Annotated in this window: 17 protein-coding genes; 6 read left to right on the top strand and 11 right to left on the bottom strand. The window is 72.8% G+C overall.

Annotation, left to right across the window (positions count from 1 at the left end; all coding sequences use genetic code 11):
• Window positions 1-102 precede the first annotated feature (102 nt).
• Together I2501_RS12075 and I2501_RS12070 are read right to left on the bottom strand one after the other, a co-directional pair.
• A complete protein-coding gene (locus I2501_RS12075) occupies window positions 103-648 on the bottom strand; it encodes a GNAT family N-acetyltransferase (RefSeq protein ID WP_196193912.1) in 546 nt (181 codons plus the stop codon).
• A 113-nt stretch (window positions 649-761) separates the two neighbouring features.
• On the bottom strand, window positions 762-1,367 hold the full coding sequence (locus tag I2501_RS12070; RefSeq protein ID WP_196193911.1) for a pyridoxamine 5'-phosphate oxidase family protein: 606 nt from the start codon (window positions 1,365-1,367) through the stop codon (window positions 762-764).
• A gap of 81 nt (window positions 1,368-1,448) precedes the next feature.
• Here I2501_RS12070 and I2501_RS12065 point away from each other — a divergent pair, with 81 nt between their 5' ends.
• Complete coding sequence (locus tag I2501_RS12065; RefSeq protein ID WP_328806326.1) at window positions 1,449-2,360, top strand: MOSC domain-containing protein; 912 nt, start codon at window positions 1,449-1,451, stop codon at window positions 2,358-2,360.
• Window positions 2,361-2,474: 114 nt separating this feature from the next.
• Here I2501_RS12065 and I2501_RS12060 read toward each other — a convergent pair whose 3' ends face one another.
• Entirely contained in the window at window positions 2,475-3,290 is an 816-nt protein-coding gene (locus I2501_RS12060; protein WP_196194141.1) for a DUF4037 domain-containing protein, read from the bottom strand.
• An 85-nt stretch (window positions 3,291-3,375) separates the two neighbouring features.
• Window positions 3,376-4,260, bottom strand: a complete 885-nt coding sequence (locus I2501_RS12055; protein WP_196193910.1) for a helix-turn-helix transcriptional regulator — start codon at window positions 4,258-4,260, stop codon at window positions 3,376-3,378.
• Window positions 4,261-4,405: 145 nt separating this feature from the next.
• Between I2501_RS12055 and I2501_RS12050 the strand changes: the two genes are divergently transcribed.
• The 3 genes from I2501_RS12050 (at window position 4,406) to I2501_RS12040 (ending at window position 6,697) form a co-directional block, all read left to right on the top strand.
• The gene (locus tag I2501_RS12050) at window positions 4,406-5,260 is read left to right on the top strand and encodes an NAD-dependent epimerase/dehydratase family protein (RefSeq protein WP_196193909.1); all 855 of its coding nucleotides are present in this window, start codon (window positions 4,406-4,408) and stop codon (window positions 5,258-5,260) included.
• Window positions 5,261-5,412: 152 nt separating this feature from the next.
• Window positions 5,413-6,123, top strand: coding sequence for a DUF5995 family protein (locus I2501_RS12045; protein WP_215909520.1), 711 nt, complete (start codon window positions 5,413-5,415; stop codon window positions 6,121-6,123).
• 199 nt (window positions 6,124-6,322) lie between these two features.
• Window positions 6,323-6,697, top strand: a complete 375-nt coding sequence (locus I2501_RS12040; RefSeq protein WP_196193908.1) for a hypothetical protein — start codon at window positions 6,323-6,325, stop codon at window positions 6,695-6,697.
• A 148-nt stretch (window positions 6,698-6,845) separates the two neighbouring features.
• Here I2501_RS12040 and I2501_RS12035 read toward each other — a convergent pair whose 3' ends face one another.
• The 3 genes from I2501_RS12035 to I2501_RS12025 form a co-directional block, all read right to left on the bottom strand.
• On the bottom strand, window positions 6,846-8,306 hold the full coding sequence (locus I2501_RS12035; protein WP_196193907.1) for a GuaB1 family IMP dehydrogenase-related protein: 1,461 nt from the start codon (window positions 8,304-8,306) through the stop codon (window positions 6,846-6,848).
• Window positions 8,307-8,432: 126 nt separating this feature from the next.
• Window positions 8,433-9,116: a ribulose-phosphate 3-epimerase gene (gene rpe / locus I2501_RS12030; RefSeq protein WP_196193906.1), complete on the bottom strand. Its 684-nt coding sequence runs from the start codon at window positions 9,114-9,116 to the stop codon at window positions 8,433-8,435.
• A 270-nt stretch (window positions 9,117-9,386) separates the two neighbouring features.
• Window positions 9,387-10,835 carry an RsmB/NOP family class I SAM-dependent RNA methyltransferase gene (locus I2501_RS12025; RefSeq protein WP_196193905.1) on the bottom strand — a complete coding sequence of 483 codons (1,449 nt, stop codon included), beginning with the start codon at window positions 10,833-10,835 and terminating at the stop codon, window positions 9,387-9,389.
• A gap of 292 nt (window positions 10,836-11,127) precedes the next feature.
• On the opposite strand from I2501_RS12025, the gene I2501_RS12020 reads away from it, so the two are divergent.
• Window positions 11,128-12,609, top strand: coding sequence for a PstS family phosphate ABC transporter substrate-binding protein (locus tag I2501_RS12020; RefSeq protein WP_196193904.1), 1,482 nt, complete (start codon window positions 11,128-11,130; stop codon window positions 12,607-12,609).
• A 65-nt stretch (window positions 12,610-12,674) separates the two neighbouring features.
• On the opposite strand, the gene fmt is transcribed toward I2501_RS12020, so the two are convergent.
• Both fmt and def read right to left on the bottom strand, forming a co-directional pair.
• Window positions 12,675-13,601 carry a methionyl-tRNA formyltransferase gene (fmt, locus tag I2501_RS12015; RefSeq protein ID WP_196193903.1) on the bottom strand — a complete coding sequence of 309 codons (927 nt, stop codon included), beginning with the start codon at window positions 13,599-13,601 and terminating at the stop codon, window positions 12,675-12,677.
• A gap of 62 nt (window positions 13,602-13,663) precedes the next feature.
• On the bottom strand, window positions 13,664-14,209 hold the full coding sequence (gene def, locus I2501_RS12010) for a peptide deformylase (RefSeq protein ID WP_196193902.1): 546 nt from the start codon (window positions 14,207-14,209) through the stop codon (window positions 13,664-13,666).
• Window positions 14,210-14,494: 285 nt separating this feature from the next.
• On the opposite strand from def, the gene I2501_RS12005 reads away from it, so the two are divergent.
• Window positions 14,495-15,046, top strand: coding sequence for a hypothetical protein (locus I2501_RS12005; protein ID WP_196193901.1), 552 nt, complete (start codon window positions 14,495-14,497; stop codon window positions 15,044-15,046).
• A 322-nt stretch (window positions 15,047-15,368) separates the two neighbouring features.
• On the opposite strand, the gene I2501_RS12000 is transcribed toward I2501_RS12005, so the two are convergent.
• Entirely contained in the window at window positions 15,369-17,486 is a 2,118-nt protein-coding gene (locus I2501_RS12000; RefSeq protein WP_196193900.1) for a primosomal protein N', read from the bottom strand.
• A gap of 70 nt (window positions 17,487-17,556) precedes the next feature.
• Window positions 17,557-18,219 carry an NAD(P)H-binding protein gene (locus I2501_RS11995; RefSeq protein ID WP_196193899.1) on the bottom strand — a complete coding sequence of 221 codons (663 nt, stop codon included), beginning with the start codon at window positions 18,217-18,219 and terminating at the stop codon, window positions 17,557-17,559.
• Window positions 18,220-18,375 lie beyond the last annotated feature (156 nt).

The raw sequence follows: 18,375 nt of genomic DNA, 5'->3' as shown, positions 1-18,375 counted from the left end.
GGCAACGGGTTCTGATGGAGCGTCAGGCGGTACGGTGGCGGCCGGGGATGGAGAAGTCAAGCACGAAGGCGCGGCGGTCTGTTCGCTCGGACGGGCTCCCGCTCAGACGGTCTTCCACTCCCGGGCCAGCAACGACCAGACCTGGGTGTCGTGGCGGACGCCGTTGTAGAGGAACTCCTCGCGCAGCGTTCCGTCCAGGGACATGCCGACGCGCTGCGCGACCGCCTGGCTGCGGAGGTTCTCCGGCGAGGTGTACCAGCAGATGCGGTGCATCCCGCGCTCCTCGAAGGCGTACGCGAGCAGATGCCGCACCGCCGCCGTGATCAGCCCGGCGCCCTGTCCGGCGGGCTCGGTCCACACGCCGATCTCGCAGACGCCCGTCGCGGCGTCGAAGCGCACGAACATCACGCCGCCGACCAGCACCCCGGCCCGCCAGATCCCGTAGATCCGGCCGCTGTCGGCGGCCTGCTTATCGGCGTAGCTCTGGAGCGTGGCGCGGGCCGACGCCAGGTCGGTGGAGCGGGTCGCCCAGGGGATCCACGGGTCCGTGTTGTCGCGGGCGCGGTCCATGTGCGCCAGGAACTCCTCGGCCTGCCACGGCTCCAGCGGGCGCAGCTCGGCATCGGGGGCGAGGGTCACGGCGTACACGGGCGTTCGTCCTGTCGTTCGCGGGCGGGATCAGTCCGGATCTCTTCCTGGATCTCTTCCTGGATCTCTTCGCAGCCGAGCCTATCCCGCAGGGTTCGACCGTGCGCCAGGCCCTACGCCTCCGGTCCGGGGAGCGCAGGCAGCGGCGGGAGCGGCAGCGGCAGTCCCGGCAGACCGTCGATGCTCTGCTCGATGTGCTCCTTCTTGTGGAAGTACGCGTCCAGGCTCTCGTCCGTCTCGCGCTCGAAGCGCGACGCGTGCAGCGTCCGGTCCTCGTCGTAGCTCATGAACGGCACGGCGTAGCCGCAGGTGTCCCGGACCAGCTCGGCGTGGACGACGACGATCGCGCGCAGCCCGTGCCGCGTCGGGTCGATGGACGGGAAGTGGCCCAGCAGCTCCGCCCAGCGCGGGTCGTCGCGGAAGACCGGCTCGCCGCGCCCGTGGACGCGGACGATGTTCGGCGGCCCGTGGAAGGCGCACCACATCAGCGTGATCCGGCCGTTCTCGCGCAGGTGCGCGACGGTCTCGGCGTTGCTGCCCGCGAAGTCGAGGTAGGCGACCGTCCGTTCGTCGATCACGGTGAACGAACCGGTCAGCCCCTTGGGCGACAGGTTGATCGTGCCGTCCCCGGAGAGCGGCGCGGTCGCGGTGAAGAAGATGTGCTGCGCCTCGATGAAGTCACGCAGCCTGCCGTCGATACGCTCATAGATTTTTCCCACGGGCCCATTCTCGCTCCGCCCTTCGCCTGCGGAACGGCAATTCGGTCGTCGCGGCCTCGCTGGTCCGCCAGACTGCCGTACGTGAGCCGTGATCAGCCCAACGTCCCTGCCGACGTGTTCGCCACGGTGGCGCAGCTCCGGCGCCATCCGGTCAAGTCCCTGCTCGGCGAGACCGTCCGGCAGGCGCGACTCTCCCCGTCCGGCCTGGAGGGCGACCGCCGACTGGCGCTGCTCGACCGGGAGAGCGGCAAGGTCGTCAGCGCCAAACACCCGCGACTGTGGCGCGCGGCGCTGACACTCGCCGCGTCCACCGCCGCCGACGGAGTGCTCGTCGGCTTCCCCGACGGCTCACACCTGCCCAGCACCGCACGGGAGTTGAACGACCGGCTCTCCACCGTCCTGGGCCGGGCGGTCACCTTGACCGACGCTCCCCCGGCTGACGCGAGCCTGGACCGTGCCCGCCCGGACGAGGTCCTCACGGGCGGCGTCGACGCCGACGTCGCGGTCGACCTCAGCCGTCTCGGCGCGGGCCTGCCGCCGGGCGCGCCCCGCACCTTCGTGGACTTCGCACCGCTGCACCTGATCACCACCGCGACCCTGGACCGGATCGCCGCGCTGAGCCCGCGCGGCACGGTCGAGGCCGCGCGTTACCGGCCGAACCTGGTCCTCCGGACGCTCCCCGCGGCGCTCTCCATGTCCGACGGCGCGCCGGGCGGGTTCGTGGAGAACGACTGGCTCGGCCGCGACCTCCGCATCGGGGACCGTCCGGACTCCCCGCTCCTGCGCGTCATCGCCCGCACCCCTCGCTGCGCCGTCCCCACCCTCGCCCACGGCGACCTGCCCCGCGACACCTCCGCACTGCGCGTCCTCGCCGCGCACAACCGCGTCGTCCCCCTCGACGCGATGGGCCCCGAACCGTGCGCGGGCGTGTACGCGCAGGTCGTCCGGCCGGGTCAGGTCCGCGTCGGCGACGCGGTGCGGTTCGCGACCTGATCACCCTCCCCGCCGGCCGCGTCGACGAGCAGGACCATCTTGCCGCGGGTACGGCCGCTCCGTCCCTCAGTGGCTCTGTCCCTCAGTGGCTCTGTCCCTCAGCCGCTCTGTCCCTCAGCCCGCTTCCGCCGCAAGCCGCTCCCGCACCTCCGCGACCAGAACCTCCGCCGCTGCGACCGTCTCCGCCAGGTGCTCCCCCGTCGTGCCCGCCGCACCGAGCAGTCGGGCGACGCGGTCCGCGAAGTCCGGCGGCGCGGCGGGCAGTGTCGCGGCCACCGCGAGGGCGCCCTTCTCGTTGAGGTACCAGCGCCTGGCGTGGGCGAAGAGCGACTGGGTCAGCACGCCGACCGCACGGCTCAGGCAGAGGGAGGTGTGCAGCACGTCGCCACGTGCCGCGGACTTGCGGGCGTTGGCGCAGAGGAACGCAGGCTCCCACGCCGCGTCGAGCAGGGCCTGCCGCAGGGGCTCCGGGTAGTCGCGGGTCTCGGCCCGCAGCGCGGCCAACTCGCCGGAGGGGTCGGCCAGTACGCGTCCCAGCGCGACCTCGCCCGGGTGGCAGGGCGACCAGAAACCGAGGGGGTGGCCCGGCTGGATGCCCACCTCGTACCGGCCTGCCCGGCACTCGTCCCAGACCCGGCGGACCCGGTCCACGTCGCGCAGGATCCAGTCCACCGGGACGCCGTCCACGGACAGCCAGGCGCCGCCGTTCACCCACGGACCCCAGCCGCCCGGGCCGGCCACCTCGACGCCCGGCACCTCCGCGCGTGGCTCGGCCACCGCCGCGAGCGCGCGCAGCGCGTCCAGGTCGAGCGTGCCGCGGTAGTAGACGCCGAGATCCCAGTCCGATTCGGGCCGCTCCTCGCCACGCGCCCGGCTGCCGCCGAGCATCACCCCGACGACTCCGTGAACCTCCGTCAGTTGCTGCGCCATGCGCGCGATCCGCGCCTCGATCGTCGTCTCAACCGCACCTGTCACCACGGGAGTCTCGCACCGGCAGACCGGCGCAGCCACGCATTTACCCGCGTCCGCCGGACGTCGGCTCCGGGCGGCTGAGGTCCTGGAGGCCGATGACGCGCAGCAGGTCAAGGCGCTCTTGCGTGACGCTGCCCGGCTTCGCCGTGTGGACGAGGAGGCGCTGGTCGCCGCCGTCGTCCACCAGGATCTCGCAGCAGAGCTCCAACGCACCGACGACCGGGTGCAGGACGGTCTTGACGTCGCTCCGCCGGACCGCCACGTCGTGGTCGGCCCAGAGCCGGGCGAACTCGGGCGAGGCCGCCAGCAGCCGCCTCACCAGCCGCTGGGCGCGCGGGTCGTCCGGGCGGGCGGTGGCGACCGCGCGCAGGTGCGCGACGTGGGAACGCGACAACCGCTCGTGCTCGTCCTCGGGGCTCCGGTCCCGGAAGCCGGGCTCGGTGAACCAGCGCCAGAAGAGATTGCGCGTCTCCGGATCGTTCGTGTCGATGTCGCCCCAGACGGCCTTGGCCATGGGGTTCTGCACCAGCACGTCGCCGAGCGCCGAGTGCACGGCCGCCGGGACGTCCCAGAGCCGGTCCAGGATCAGCAGCAGCCCCGGCCGGACGTGGTCGGCGACCGTCGTGGTGCGCGGCGGCGCGTGGCCGACGAGGTGGAAAAGGTGGTCCCGCTCGTCGTCGCTGAGCCGCAGCGCGCGGGCCAGCGAGGCGAGCAACTGCGGGGACGGCTGCGGACCGCGTTGCTGCTCCAGCCGCGTGTAGTAGTCGACCGACATCCCCGCCAGCGAGGCGACCTCCTCGCGCCGCAGGCCGGGCGTACGCCGACGCGCGCCGTCGGGCAGACCGACGTCGGCCGGCGCCAGCCGGGTGCGCGCATGGCGCAGGAAGTCGGCGAGCGCGGCCCGGTCCGTGCGTTCTCTACGGTCCATACCTCCATCGTCGCCGTTCCGCGTCGACGTAACCAGGGATCGCCGATCCCCCGATCAGCAGGTCTCTCCCGCATCCGTTCCGCAGGTCGCAGGCTGGAACCCGCAACGGAAAGCGAGCAGGGAAGAACAGGGGAAGGTGACGACGATGACCACGATTCTGGTGACTGGCGCGACGGGGCAGGTCGGACGGCGGTTCGTGCCACGGCTGGTGCAGTGGGCGAGTGCTGAGGAGACCGTGCGCGTCCTGGTGCGGGACGAGCAGCGCGGCGCGGCGTTCGCCGCGATGGGCGCAGAGGTGGTCCTGGGGGATCTGCGCGAGGAGGCCGACCGGGCCAAGGCGCTGGCCGGGGCCGACCAGGTGGTCAACGTGGCCGCGGCGTTCCGCGGCGTGCCCGACGAGGAAGCCTGGGCGGTGAACCGGGACGCCGCGATCGCCCTCGGCCGCGAGGCCCGTGACGCCGGTGTGCGGCGCTTCGTGCAGACGAGCACCAACCTGGTCTACGGCCCCGGCCACGGCCGCCCGGCGCACCCGGAGGACGTCCCCGCGCCCCACGCGGCCTGGGGCGTCTACCCGACCTCCAAGGCGGAGGCGGAGGCGGGGCTGCGCGCGCTGGACGGACTGCCGCTGGTGACCGTCCGCCTCGCCTTCGTCTACGGCGAGGGCGACCCGCACCTGGAGAACGTCGGCCGCTTCATCGCGGACTGGCCCGCCCACCGGCTCCTGCAGATGGTGCACCACGCCGACGTGGGCCAGGCCCTCTACCGCGCGCTGCGCACCCCGGGCGTCGAGGGCCGCAACTACAACGCCGCCGACGACGCCCCGACCACCGCCTGGGACCTGCACCGGCTCAACGGCACCACCTTCCCGCCCGCCAACGCGGACCTCCCGGTCACCGACCCGTGGGACGGGATCGCCGACAACCTGTCGCTGCGCGAGGAGCTCGGCTGGCGTCCGATCTACCCGTCCGTCTGGACCGCCCGCGACGCCGGAGCACTGTGACACTCCCTCATCGGGCTCAGCTGGACCGGCCCGGAGGGAACGAGCTCGGGCGACGCAGCGGTGATGCGTCGTCAGCCGCCCGTCGTCGCCGATGACCTGGACCACCCGCCTGGCGGATCCCCTGCGCCCCACCTGCTTGGCACAGTTGCGCCATGGACTCCACCGACACCACGGAAACCACGGACGCCGTCGCGCTGAGCACCGCGCCCGCCGACGCCGTCACCGTCGTGGCGGCCCGGATCGGCGAGGCCACCGGCGGCCTTCCGCCCGGGGACGGGGTGGGCGTGTTCGGCGGGGTGTACCTGCAGGTGACCGACGCGGTCACCGACCGCCTCGGCGACGCGGGCTGGTTCCGCTCACCCGTCGATGTGGCACGCCTCTCCACGCTCTTCGCCGACCGCTTCCTCGGCGCGCTCACCGCCGACACACCGCCGGCCTGCTGGCGTCCGCTCCTGGAGCTGCGACGCCACCCCGGCATCCGGCCCGTTCAGTTCGCGCTGGCCGGAATCAACAGCCATATCCAGCACGACCTGCCGCTGTCCGTCGTCGACTCCTGCCGCAGCCTCGGCATCCCGCCGCAGGCGCTGGAGGCGGACTTCCACCGTGTCAACGACGTCCTGGCCTGCGTCGAGGACCAGGTCCGGGAGGAACTGCTCACGCTCCCAGCCGAGTTGGACGTGGCCGACCCGCTCCTGCATCTGCTCGGCTCGTGGAGCATCGACGCCGCACGCGACGCCGCCTGGGCCTCCGCCCGCATGCTGTGGGAACTCCGCGACCTGCCCGACGCCTACTCGGCAGCCGCGGCAGCGCTCGACCGCACCACGGGCATGACCAGCCGCTGCCTCCTCACACCCCTGGGCTGACGCGCACTCGGCGTCGGCGTCGGCCTCCGCCTCGGCCTCGGCTGTACGGATACGTACGGGAAACGGGACTGCCTCGGCCCGCTGCAGCAGGCTGGCCGTGCCGCTTGGAGCGCAGGACCGTTCCCAAGCGGTGCAGTCAGCGCTGCGGCCCGACGGGACGCAGGGTTCTCCCGACATGTCCGGACGAAGGATGCGTTTGATGATGACTCGCCGTACGTCCCTGCGATCCGCCGCCGCCGTCATCGGTGCCAGCGCCGCGATCGCCTTCGCCGCGTCCACGCCCGCCTTCGCGGCGAACGAGGGTACCTACTACGGAAACTGGGGCGGCTGCGCCGCTACCGAGGAGATCCAGCTGCATTACGTCAACGGCGGGTACCACGACCAGATGGAGTTCTTCCCGACCGGAACCGGCGTCAACTGCCTGTTCTCCATCGACGACGCCAACGACAACGCGATCTGGACGTCCACCGGCGCCGGATCCGGCTGGATCGACGACGGCCCGGGCAAGTACCTCTGCCCCCAGATCCATGACAAGGCCACCGGCGTGATGGAGTGGCAGGGCGTGTGCAACTGAGGTCGTCACGCTGAACGACTGATGCGCAGGGAGCCGCTGTCTGCTCAACCCCTGGCGGGGGTCAGCAGACAGCGGCTCCGAGGTACTGCGGCATTGCGGCGCTGCGGTGCTGCGGTGCTGCGGTGCTGCGGTCGTCAACGACCGGGCGTCACCAGCTGGCGTGCAGCGGCTTGCCCTCCGCGTAACCGGCGGCGCTCTGGACGCCGATGATGGCCTTCTGGTGGAAGTCCTCCAGCGAGTCCGCACCGGCGTAGGTGCAGGACGAGCGGACGCCCGCGATGATCGAGTCGATCAGGTCCTCGACGCCCGGACGCGCCGGGTCGAGGAACATCCGCGAAGTGGAGATGCCCTCCTCGAACAGCGCCTTGCGGGCCCGGTCGTAGTTGGACTCCTCGGCGGTCCGGTTCCGCACGGCGCGCGCGGAGGCCATGCCGAAGCTCTCCTTGTACTGGCGACCGTCGGCCGAGGTCTGCAGGTCACCCGGGGACTCGTAGGTCCCCGCGAACCAGGAGCCGATCATCACGTTGGACGCACCGGCGGCCAGCGCCATCGCCACGTCACGCGGGTGGCGGACGCCGCCGTCGGCCCAGACGTGCTTGCCGAGACGGCGCGCCTCGTCGGCGCACTCCAGGACGGCGGAGAACTGCGGGCGACCGACACCGGTCATCATCCGGGTGGTGCACATGGCACCGGGGCCGACGCCGACCTTGAGAATGTCCGCGCCCGCCTCGACCAGGTCGCGCACGCCCGCCGCCGAGACGACGTTGCCCGCGACGATCGGCACCTGCGGGTCGAGACCGCGCACTGCCTGCAGCGCGTTGATCATGGACTCCTGGTGACCGTGCGCGGTGTCGACCACCAGCACGTCGGCCCCGGCCTCCAGCAGCGACTTGGCCTTGCCGGCCACGTCGCCGTTGATGCCGACGGTGGCGGCGATCCGCAGCTTGCCTGCGGCGTCGACGGCGGGGCGGTAGAGGGTGGCCCGCAGCGCGCCCTTGCGGGTGAGGATGCCGACCAGGTCACCCTGGGAGTCGACGACCGGAGCCAGCTTGCGGTGGGCGCCGGAGAGGCGCTCGAACGCGTCGCGCGGGTCGATGCCCTCCTCCAGGAGCAGCAGCTCCTTGGTCATCACGGCGGAGAGGCTGGTGAAACGGTCCACGCCCTTGCAGTCGGCCTCGGTGACCACACCGACCGGCTTGCCGTCCTCGACCACGACGAGCGCGCCGTGGGCACGCTTGTGCAGCAGCGACATCGCCTCGCCGACGGTCGCGCCGGGCGCGAGCGTCACGGCAGTGTCGTGGACCAGGTGGCGCCGCTTGACCCAGGCGATGACGTCGGAGACGACGTCGATCGGGATGTCCTGCGGGATGGCGACGATACCGCCGCGGCGGGCCACGGTCTCGGCCATGCGGCGACCGGCCACCGCGGTCATGTTGGCCACGACCAGCGGGATCGTGGTCCCCGTCCCGTCGTGGCTGGACAGGTCCACCGCCTGGCGGGAACCGACCGCCGAGCGGCTGGGGACCATGAAGACGTCGTCGTACGTGAGGTCGTAGGGGACGGAGGGACGATCGTCCAGCGCACCCGTGCCGGGATTCAAGAACCGCATGTCTCCAGCGTACGGATCTGCGAACTCCGGTTCATGGCAGAACGCTCCAAGGCGGCGACCGAAATATCGGACACGCCTTGGAGGATCCTCCATATGCGGTTGTAGCTAGCTACAAGCCTACGCCGATCAGAGCGCGCGAACCCAGGGCGCGCTCTCCGTTGCGGTCTTCGCCTGCGCCCGCAGCGCGGCGACGGCCGCCGCCGGGTCGTCCGCGCCGTAGACCGCGGACCCGGCGACGAAGACGTCCGCCCCCGCGTCGGCGCAGCGCTCGATGGTGGACGCGGAGACGCCGCCGTCCACCTGGAGCCAGAGCTGCAGCCCGTGACGGTCGATCAGCTGCCGGGTCCGACGGATCTTGGGCAGCATGATGTCGAGGAAGGACTGCCCGCCGAAGCCCGGCTCGACGGTCATGAGCAGCACCATGTCCAGCTCGGGCAGCAGGTCCTCGTACGGCTCGATCGGCGTCGCCGGCCGCAGCGCCATCGAGGCGCGCGAACCGAGGGCGCGCAGGTCGCGCGCGAGCCGGATCGGCGCGCTGGCGGCCTCGACGTGGAACGTGACCGACCCCGCGCCCGCCTCCGCGTACTGCGGCGCCCAGCGGTCCGGGTCCTCGATCATCAGGTGGCAGTCGAGCGGGATGTCCGTGGCCTTCCGCAGGGACTCCACAACGGGCAGGCCCAGGGTCAGGTTCGGCACGAAGTGGTTGTCCATGACGTCCACGTGCAGCCAGTCGGCCCCGCGTACGGCCTCCGCCTCCGCCGCGAGGCGCGCGAAGTCGGCGGACAGGATGCTGGGACAGATCTGGGGCATCTCACGCACTCTCCGGTAGACGATCTCCTCCGGCCATCATGCCGCATGGCCTGGGACGAGGGGACGTTGCAACCACCCCAGGGACGCGACCAGCCGAGCGCGTGCTCCCGCAGGCGGTTGCACTATCTGGGGGCGCGGGGAACTGCGCGACAAGCCACCCATGGAGGTAGAGCACCGAACGCGCAGGGCCATCCGCACAGGGTGGTTACTCGCGCAGTTCCCCGCGCCCCTGAATAGTGCAACTACCTGCAGCAGCAAACTTCTGTCCGTCTACTTCTTCCTGAGCAGCGCCAGATACATGGCATCGGTGCCATGAAGGTGCGGCCAGAGCTGCACGTCCGGCCCGTCCCCCAGGTCCGGGACCCCCGGCATCAGCGGGCGAGCGTCGATCCACTCCACGTCGTCACGTCCCTTGAGCACGTCGTTGACCACGACCCGCGTCTCAGCGAGATGCGGCGAGCACGTCGCGTACCCGACCACACCGCCGGGCCGGGTCGCGTCGATCGCGGAGCGGAGCAGCGCGCGCTGCAGGGGGTTGAAGTTCGCGACGTCGGACGGGCGCCGCCGCCACCGCGACTCCGGGCGGCGCCGCAGCGCGCCGAGGCCGGAGCAGGGGACGTCGACCAGGACGCGGTCGAAGCTGGCGGGCTGCCACGCCGGGCGGGTGCCGTCGGCGGTGATCACCGCGTACGGGCCGGGGTTGCCCTCCAGCGCCCGCGCGACCAGGCGCGCGCGGTGCGGCTGGGCCTCGGAGGCGACCAGCGCGGCGCCCCGCTCCGCAGCGAGCGCGGCGAGGAGCGCGGCCTTGCCGCCGGGGCCCGCACAGCCGTCCAGCCAGACGCGGTCCGAGCCGCCCTCCAGCGGCGCGGCCGCGAGCGCCGACGCGACCAGCTGGCTGCCCTCGTCCTGGACACCGGCGCGGTTCTCGCGCACCGCCTTGAGGTCGGCCGGGTCGCCGCCCTCGGCCAGCCGGACCGCGTAGGGGGACCAGCGTCCGGGCTCGGTCGCGTCCTCGTCGAGCGCCTCGCGCAGCTCGGTGACGGTGGAGCGGCCGGGGCGCGCGACCAGGGTGACGGCGGGGCGGTCGTTGTCGGCGGCGAGCAGCTGCTCCATCGCCGTGCGTCCGGCGGAGTCCGGCTGCCAGACGCCGAGCGCGTCCCAGAGCGCGGAGACCACCCAGCGCGGGTGCGAGTGGAGCACGCCGAGGTGCTCCTCCGCGTCGTCCTCGTAGGGCGGGGCGACCTGCTCCAGCCAGGTGTCGAGGTCGTGCTGGGAGATCTTGCGCAGCACCGCGTTGACGAACTTGGCCGGGCCGTCCGTCAGCACCGTCCGGGCCAGGTCCACGGTGGCAGAGACGGCGGCGTGGGTCGGGATCCGGGTGGCGAGCAGCTGGTGCGCGCCGAGCGAGATGACGTCGAGGACCGGCGGGTCGATCCGGCTGAGCGGGCGGTCCACGCAGGCGGCGATGATCGCGTCGTAGCTGCCGCGCATCCGGAGCGTGCCGTAGACGAGCTCGGTGGCGAAGGCCGCGTCCCGGCGGGTGAAGTTCACGTCCTGCTCGGCCTTGCGCAGCAGCGCGGGGAGGACCAGGTTGGCGTAGGCGTCGCGCTCGTCGACGGCGCGCAGGGCGTCGAAGGCCAGCCGTCGGGCCGGGTCCTGCGCGGGCTTGCGGTACGGGCGCTTCTTCGCAGGATTCGCGGGGCGGGGCGAGGTGCTCATGTGCGTCGGCCTTACGTGACGGTGCTGAAAGTGCTGCGGTCGTTATCCGGTTCCGCGCCGTCGGCTGACGTCACCAGGGCGAGGAATCCGTTCCATCATGCCGCATGACGGGTCTCGGCCCCGAGCCAGGACATGGCTGAGGGAATGTCAGATCTGTGCCGCTCCTGCACCAGCGGTCGTACGCGCTTCACCCTGACGACATCGGACGGCCCCGTTCCGGCTGCCCGCCCTTGTCATCTTCGTGCCCACAAGAGAAAAGCGGTGCCGGCACCGGGCGGGGGCGGGGAACGACATGGGGTGGCTGAACTCCTTCATCGACAGCAAGGCGGTGCTCGGCGCGCTCCTGGTCGCGGCGATCACCACCGCGGCGGGGCTGCTCTGGCGCAACTGGCATCCGCCGCGCGAGCTGTCCTGGTCGGTGCTGTACGACGAGGAGATCAACAAGGGTGCCGACAAGTGGGAGATCACCTACCAGGGCACCGACATCAGCGACGGCAGCCTGGTGATCCTCGACGTGAGCAACCCCAGCCGGCAGTCGTTCCTCAAGGAGTACTGGGAGACGCCGCTCTCCTTCACCTTCGCCAACCGGAAGATCAAGGGCTACAAGATCCGGGACCACGACCGCCTCCACGAGGACGTCAAGGCCCAGGGCGCCGACAGCACGGTGGACCCGCTCACCCAGAACCGGATCCAGCTGCCGCCGTTCTCGCTCAACCCGGGCACCGGGTTCAAGCTGACCCTGCTGCTCTCCGGTGACCGCGCCAAGGACATGGAGGTCAAGCCCGCCTTCGGCATCCGCGAGGGCGGACTGGTCCGCCACGACCGGCGGCCCACCCGCTTCTGGTACGTCGCGCTGCCGGTGGCGCTCGCGGTGCTGGCGGCCGGCGTGGTGATCGGGGTCCGGCTCGCCAACGACGCGCTGACGCCGAGCGCGGCGTGCGCGAGCGAGACCGTCGAGTTCCAGGGATCCACCGCCTTCGCACCTGTGGTCAACCAGGCCCGCAACAGCTACCGGCAACTCTGCCCCAACGCCACCGTCCTGATCACCGCCGACGGCAGCGGCAAGGGGCTGGCCGACCTGGAGAAGTCGGGCAGCGGCAGCAGCGTCGCCATGTCGGACGGCCTGCCCGCCTCGCAGCACAGCTACGCGGGGCTGACCGCGCGTCCGGTCGGGGTGGTCACCTACGCCCTGGTCGCCAACACCGCGCTGATCAGCACCTATCCCAATCTCTTCGGCCAGAACGGCATCAGCGCGGACGACCTGCGGCAGCTGTTCAGCGGCGCGGGCGACCCCAGCCATCCCTCCCTCGTCGCGGTGGGCCGCAGCGACGTGTCCGGCACCCGGACCGCGTTCGCGCACGCGTTCTTCGGCGGCGTCGACCCCGAGCCCGCGGGCGACCGCCCCTGCGGCGTGCAGAACCCGAGCAGGGCCGGCAGCTACTGCACCGAGGACTCGACGATGGACCTGCTCGGATACGTCGAGTCGCACCCTTACGCGATCGGCTACGCCGAGGCAGACGCGCTGCCGTTCTTCCCCGCCGTCCAGGTCATCGGGGTGGACGGCCACACCCCCAGCACCGCGTCCGTCAAGGACGGCAGCTATCCGTTCGTCGCGACCGAGTACCTCTTCACCGACGGCGCGCCCACCGGGCTGACCGCCGACTTCCTCGACTTCCTCACCAGCGGCCCCGAGGTCGCCGCCCTGCGCGGCCACGGCTTCATCGCCTGCCAGGACCTGAGCGGCACCAGACTGGACGGTGCCTGCAACGGCTGACGCCGTGTCGCCCTGACGCCGTGCCATCCTGACGCGGCGTCAGCCCAGGCGCTCTCGCCCGGGCGTCAGCTCAGTCGCTCGCCCGCCTCGACCCGGGCGCCTCGCGCCCAGTCGCCCGCCGTCATCCGCTTCTTGCCCTGCGGCTGGACCTCGCCCAGCTCGATCTCGTACGAGCCCGTGCCGACCCGCACCGTGTTCTTCTGCACCAGCACCTCGCCCGGGCCCAACTCGGAGCGCCCCGCCGCCAGCCGCACCGAGGCGACCTTCAGCCGCTCGCCCCGGAACTCCGTCCACGCGCCCGGCGCGGGCGAGCAGCCCCGCACCACGCGGTCCACCCGCAGCGCCGGCGCCCGCCAGTCGATCCTGGCGTCCTCCACCGTGATCTTCGGTGCCAGGGTGACGCCGTCCGCAGGCTGCGGACGCGCCTCCAGCGCACCGTCCTCGATTCCGTCCATCGTCGCGACCAACAGCTTGGCACCCGACACTGACAGCCGGCCCAGCAGATCCCCACTGGTGTCACCCAGACGGATTTCCTCCGTCACCGTCCCGTAGACGGGGCCGGAGTCGAGGCCCCGCTCGATCAGGAACGTCGACGCCCCCGTCACCTCGTCGCCCGCCAGCACCGCGTGCTGCACCGGGGCCGCGCCGCGCCAGGCGGGCAGCAGCGAGAAGTGCAGGTTGACCCAGCCCCGCGCCGGAACGTCCAGGGCGACCTGCGGCAGCAGCGCGCCGTAGGCGACCACCGGGCAGCAGTCCGGGGCGATCTCGGCCAGCCGCTCCAGGAACTCCGGGTCGCGCGGCTTGGCCGGCCGCAGCACCTCGATCCCCGCCTCCTCGGCGCGCTGCGCGACCGGGCTGGCCACCAGCTTGCGCCCACGCCCCGCGGGGGCGTCCGGCCGGGTCACCACGGCGGCGACCTCGTGCCGGGAGGCGATCAGCGCGTCCAGCGACGGGACGGCGACCTCGGGGGTGCCTGCGAAGACGAGCTTCATGGGGTGGTGCCTTTCTCGGAGCGCTTTCTCGGAGCGGGCTGGGCGGCAGGGGGCGGACGGCGTCAGAACGCCCGGCCGAAGGTGCTGTGCGGCGAGACCCGGACCTGCGGCGCGTTCTCCGCCGACCACTCGGCGTCGCGGATCGCCCGCAGCGCCGCCTTGCGCTGCTCCCGGTCGAGCCGGTCGATGAAGATGATGCCGTCGAGGTGGTCCGTCTCGTGCTGGATGCAGCGCGCCAGCAGCTGGGTGCCCTCGATGGTCACCGGGTCACCGTGCATGTTGAACCCCTTGGCCACCACGCCGTAGGCACGCGGGGTGTCGAAGGTGAGCCCCGGCAGCGAGAGGCAGCCCTCGTCGCCGTCCTGCCGCTCCTCGGTCAGGTCCAGCACGGGGTTGACCAGATGACCCAGCTCGCCGCCCACGTGGTAGGTGAACACCCGCAGCGAGACGCCGATCTGAGGGGCGGCCAGGCCGGATCCCGGCGCGTCCTTCATCGTCTCGGTGAGGTCACTGACGAGGGTGCGCAGTTCCTTGTCGAAAGTGGTCACTGGCTGCGCCTTCATGCGCAGGACCGGATCACCGAAGATGCGGATCGGCTGGACGGACACGTACGGACTCCCGTCGTCTGGGTGGAGGCGTGCAGGGGCGATCCCCGTCCCTTTCGCGTCGTGGACGCGGTCGGGGCGCGGTCGTGCACAGGAGCACAAGTCTAGAGGTCGACGTCAGGGGGCTCACGCCCGAGTTGCACGACCGGGACGCAAGCCGCGCGCGCCCTCGAACGCGCCCCCGATCGTGACCGATTCGACACTTCGCCCGTTGGTCAAAGGAGATTGACCGCCGGAACCTCCCCCTCGCGGTCCGCCCACCGCCGTCCGAGAGGCCACACACACGTCATGGTCGACCACGCCACGCACGACGCCCGCGCCAGGGCCAGTCTCCATCTGCTCGTCCGGGACATCGAACGAGTACGCCGCCAGGTGGATGCGCTGCGCACCCTCACCGCTCAGCTGGGCAACGTCTACCGGCCGCGCCGCCCCACCACCGCCGCGGGCTTCGTCGTCTACGGCCGCGCCCCCGCGCCGACCGTCCGCCTGGCGCAGGAGCTGCGCGACAGCGTGGAGGGCCTGGTCGCGGCGGCGGTCGAGTTCGACCGCTCGCTCGGTTTCTCCTGGGACGCGGTGGGCTCCGCGCTCGGGGTCACCAAGCAGGCGGTCCACCGCAGGTACGGCGTCCGCCGCGGTTCACCCGACGGCACGGCGTTGCAGCCGGGCGCGCAACGATCACCCATGGACGACGAACCATCCGAGGTGGTCGCCGAGTCACCGTCAGCGCTGCCCGCCGCCGCGGAGATCCCCCTGCCTGCGCAGGGCCTCTCCCGCGCGCCCATCCCCTCCGCGAGGCGCGGCCCCGCGCTCCAATCCGGCGGCCCCCGCTACCAGGGCTGACGCCCTGACCCTTGGGCAGACGGGGAGTTGCACCGCCTCGGGACGCGACAAGCCTGCGGCTTCGCTCCCGCAGGAAGTTGCAATCACCTCAGGGGCGCGGGGCTCTGCTGATATGCGGCTCCGCCGCGCGGGCGCGACAAGCCCGGGGCTTCGCTCCCACAGGAAGTTGCACTACCCAGGGGCGCGGGGAACTGCGCGACAAGCCACCCACGCAGCTGGCAGGCCGAACGAGCAGGGCCATCCGCACCGGGTGGTTTCTCGCGCAGTTCCCCGCGCCCCTGGGTAGTGCAACGTCCCTCAGTCTCAAAACCTGAGAGCTGCGTCAGCCGATGTCCGGGGGATCCACGCGGACGCGCACGGGTTCCGCGCGCCCCCGGGCGAGCCTCGCTGCCTGGGCAGCCTTGAGCGCCGTGGCGAGCGCAGCGCCCTTGCCCGGGGCGACGCGGAGGAGGACACGGTCCACGCGCTCGGCGCGGGCCGCGCCGGGGGGTGGGGGGACGGTGACCGGGCCCAGCAGGTCCGTGCCTTCCGGGAGGCGGGTGAGGGACAGCAGGTCGGCGACCGCCTCCGGTGAGCCGGTGACCGAGGCCATCCGGGAAACCGGAGGGAAGCCGAGTTCCGCTCGCTCCGCGAGCTCCGTCGCCGCGTGGCCCGCAGGGTCCCAGCGGACCAGCGCCTGTACCGGACGGAGCGACGGCTCCGCGACGACCACCACCGTGCCGCCCTGCTCCGCGCCGCGGACCAGCGCGCTCGCGGCGAGCCAGCGCCGGAGCGCCTCCTCGCCCGCGCGCAGGTCGGGACGGCCCAGCAGGACCCAGGCGTCGAGCAGCAGCGCCGCCGCGTAGCCGCCGCCCTCGGCGACCGGCTCCGCGCCGGGGGTGGAGACGACGATCGCGGGTGTGCCCGGCACCGTCGCCAACACACCGTCACGTCCCGACGTCCGCACGGGGACTGACGGGAAGGCCCGGCCCAACTCGTCGGCCGTGCGTCGCGCGCCGAAGACCTGGGCGCGGAGCTTGAAGCCTCCGCACTCGCGGCAGTGCCAGTCGGCCTCGGGTCGCCCGCACCAGGTGCAGGTGAGCGGGCCGCTGGCGTCGCGGGCCTCCAGTGGGCCCGCGCAGTGGGCGCACCGGGCCTGCTCGCGGCAGCGGGCGCAGGCGAGTTTGGGGACGTAACCGCGGCGCGGCACCTGGACCAGCACCGGGCCGTGGGCGAGCGCGTCCCGGGCGACCCGCCAGGCGAGCGTCGGGAGGCGGGCGGCGAGCGCCGCCGCGTCGGCGGCCTGGTCGTGGTCGCCGACGGTGCGGACCAGCGGGGCTGCTGCCCGTAGCTCCGTGCGCGGCGCGGCGAGCGGGCGGGCCCAGCCGGTGCGGAGCAGCTGCGCGCCCTCGACGGTGACGGCGAAGCCGCCGACCAGCGCGGCCGCACCGGCCTCGACGGCGCGCAGCAGCAGCACGTCGCGGGCGTGCGGCTGGGGCGCGTGCGGCTCGCTGTGCGAGCTGTCACCGTCGTCCCAGACGGCGACGAGACCCAGGTCGGCGACCGGCGCGAACATCGCGGCCCGGGTGCCGACGACGGCACGCACCACGCCCCGGCTGACGGAGAGCCAGCGACGGTACCGCTCCTCCGCGCCCAACTCGGCTGTCAGCGCCACATGCTGATCCTCACCGAGCAGCTCCCTGAGCGCCGCGTCGACGCGTGCGACGGCGCGGCCGTCCGGCAGCAGCACGAGCGCGCCACGTCCGGAGGCCAGTGTCGCCGCGACGGCGCGGGCCAGCTCGTCGGGCCAGGTCGGGCCGGGCAGCGCGGACCAGACGGCGCGCGGCGACTCGCCCTCGGCCAGGGCCTGCAGGAACGATGCGCCGTCCTGGTAACGCGACCAGCTGCCCGGCTCCGGCGCGTCCGGGCGCGGCGGGGGTTCGGGCGCGGGCTCGGCCTCGGGTCGGTTGTGCTTGGGCGGCACGGCGAGTTGGAGGACGTCGGCGAGGGTGCCCGCGTATCGGTCCGCGACCGCGCGGCAGAGGGCGAGCAGTTCGGGCGTGAGCACCCGCTCCTCGGACAGCACCTGGGCCAGGGGCGCGAGCGGACCTGCGAAGTCGCTCTCCGCAAGCCGCGCGACGATGTATCCGTCGACGAGCTTGCCGCCCTCGCGCCGGCCCTGCCCCTTGACCACCCGTCCACCGAACCGGACCCGGACCCGGACGCCCGGCTGCGCGGTGGCGTCCAGACGGGCGGGAACGGAGTAGTCGAAGAACTGGTCGAGGTGCGACAGGCCCTTGTCCACAACGACCCGCGCCACCGGCAGCGTCTCCGCCGTCGGCTTGGGCTTCGGACGCGACTTGGCGCGCCGCAGCTCGGTCCTGATCAGTTCGAGCTGCTCGCCGGAGTCGGCGGCGTCACCGGCATCCGGTGGGGGCGGGGAAGGGTCGGAGTGGGTCATCGCTCCACCAGTCCTACCAGATGACACCGACAGCTCCGAGCCGCTCGCCGGTCGGCACCGCTGTGCGGTGTCAGCCCAGGTCGCGCACCGCTTGGGCGACCGGCGTCGGTCCGGACGTCAGCTCCAACGTCCGCCCCGCACCGGCTCCGGTGACGAGCAGCTCGGCGAGGACCAGCGCGACGTCCGCGCGCGGAACGGAGCCACGCTGAAGCGGCGGCACGGCCAGGGTGACGTCGCCGATCGACGGGGTGTCGAGCAGGCGGCCGGGGCGCAGGACGGTCCAGTCGAGGTCGCGGGCGCGCAGGTCGTCCTCGGCCTGGGTCTTGGCCTCGATGTAGGCGGCCCAGATGTCGTCCGAGCCCGCGGCCGGAGGCTGGCCGGCGCCCATCGTGGAGATCTGCAGGAAGCGGCGGACGCCCGCCAGCTCGGCCGCGCCCGCGAGCAGCACGGAACCGTCCCGGTCCACGGTGTACTTCCGCTCCGCGCTGCTGCCCGGCCCGGCGCCTGCGGCGAACAGCGCCGCGTCGGCCCGCTGTTCGCGCAGCACGGCGGCGACCTGCTCGACGGTGGACCGCTCCAGGTCGAGCACGACGGGCTCCGCGCCCGCGGCCTTCAGGTCGTCCGCCTGCTCCGGCTTGCGGATCAGGCCGACCGCGGTGTCCCCACGTCGGGCCAGCTCGCGGGCCAGTTGCAGGGCGATCTGGCCGTGGCCTCCGGCGATGACGACGCGCACGGGCGCTCCTCCGGTCGTTTCGGGCAAGGACGGGCCGGACTCAGGTGGACTCGGTGGAGTTCGGTCGAGTCAGGCGGGCAGTTCGCACGATATCGCCGGTGCGAGGGCCCGCCCGTCACCCGGTGCCCCGGCGCCGCAGCGTGTCGGAGGGGCAGG

This window comes from Streptacidiphilus fuscans (genome assembly GCF_015690355.1).
Classification (GTDB): Bacteria; Actinomycetota; Actinomycetes; order Streptomycetales; family Streptomycetaceae; genus Streptacidiphilus; species Streptacidiphilus fuscans.
This window is presented reverse-complemented; position numbering and strand designations above follow the sequence as displayed.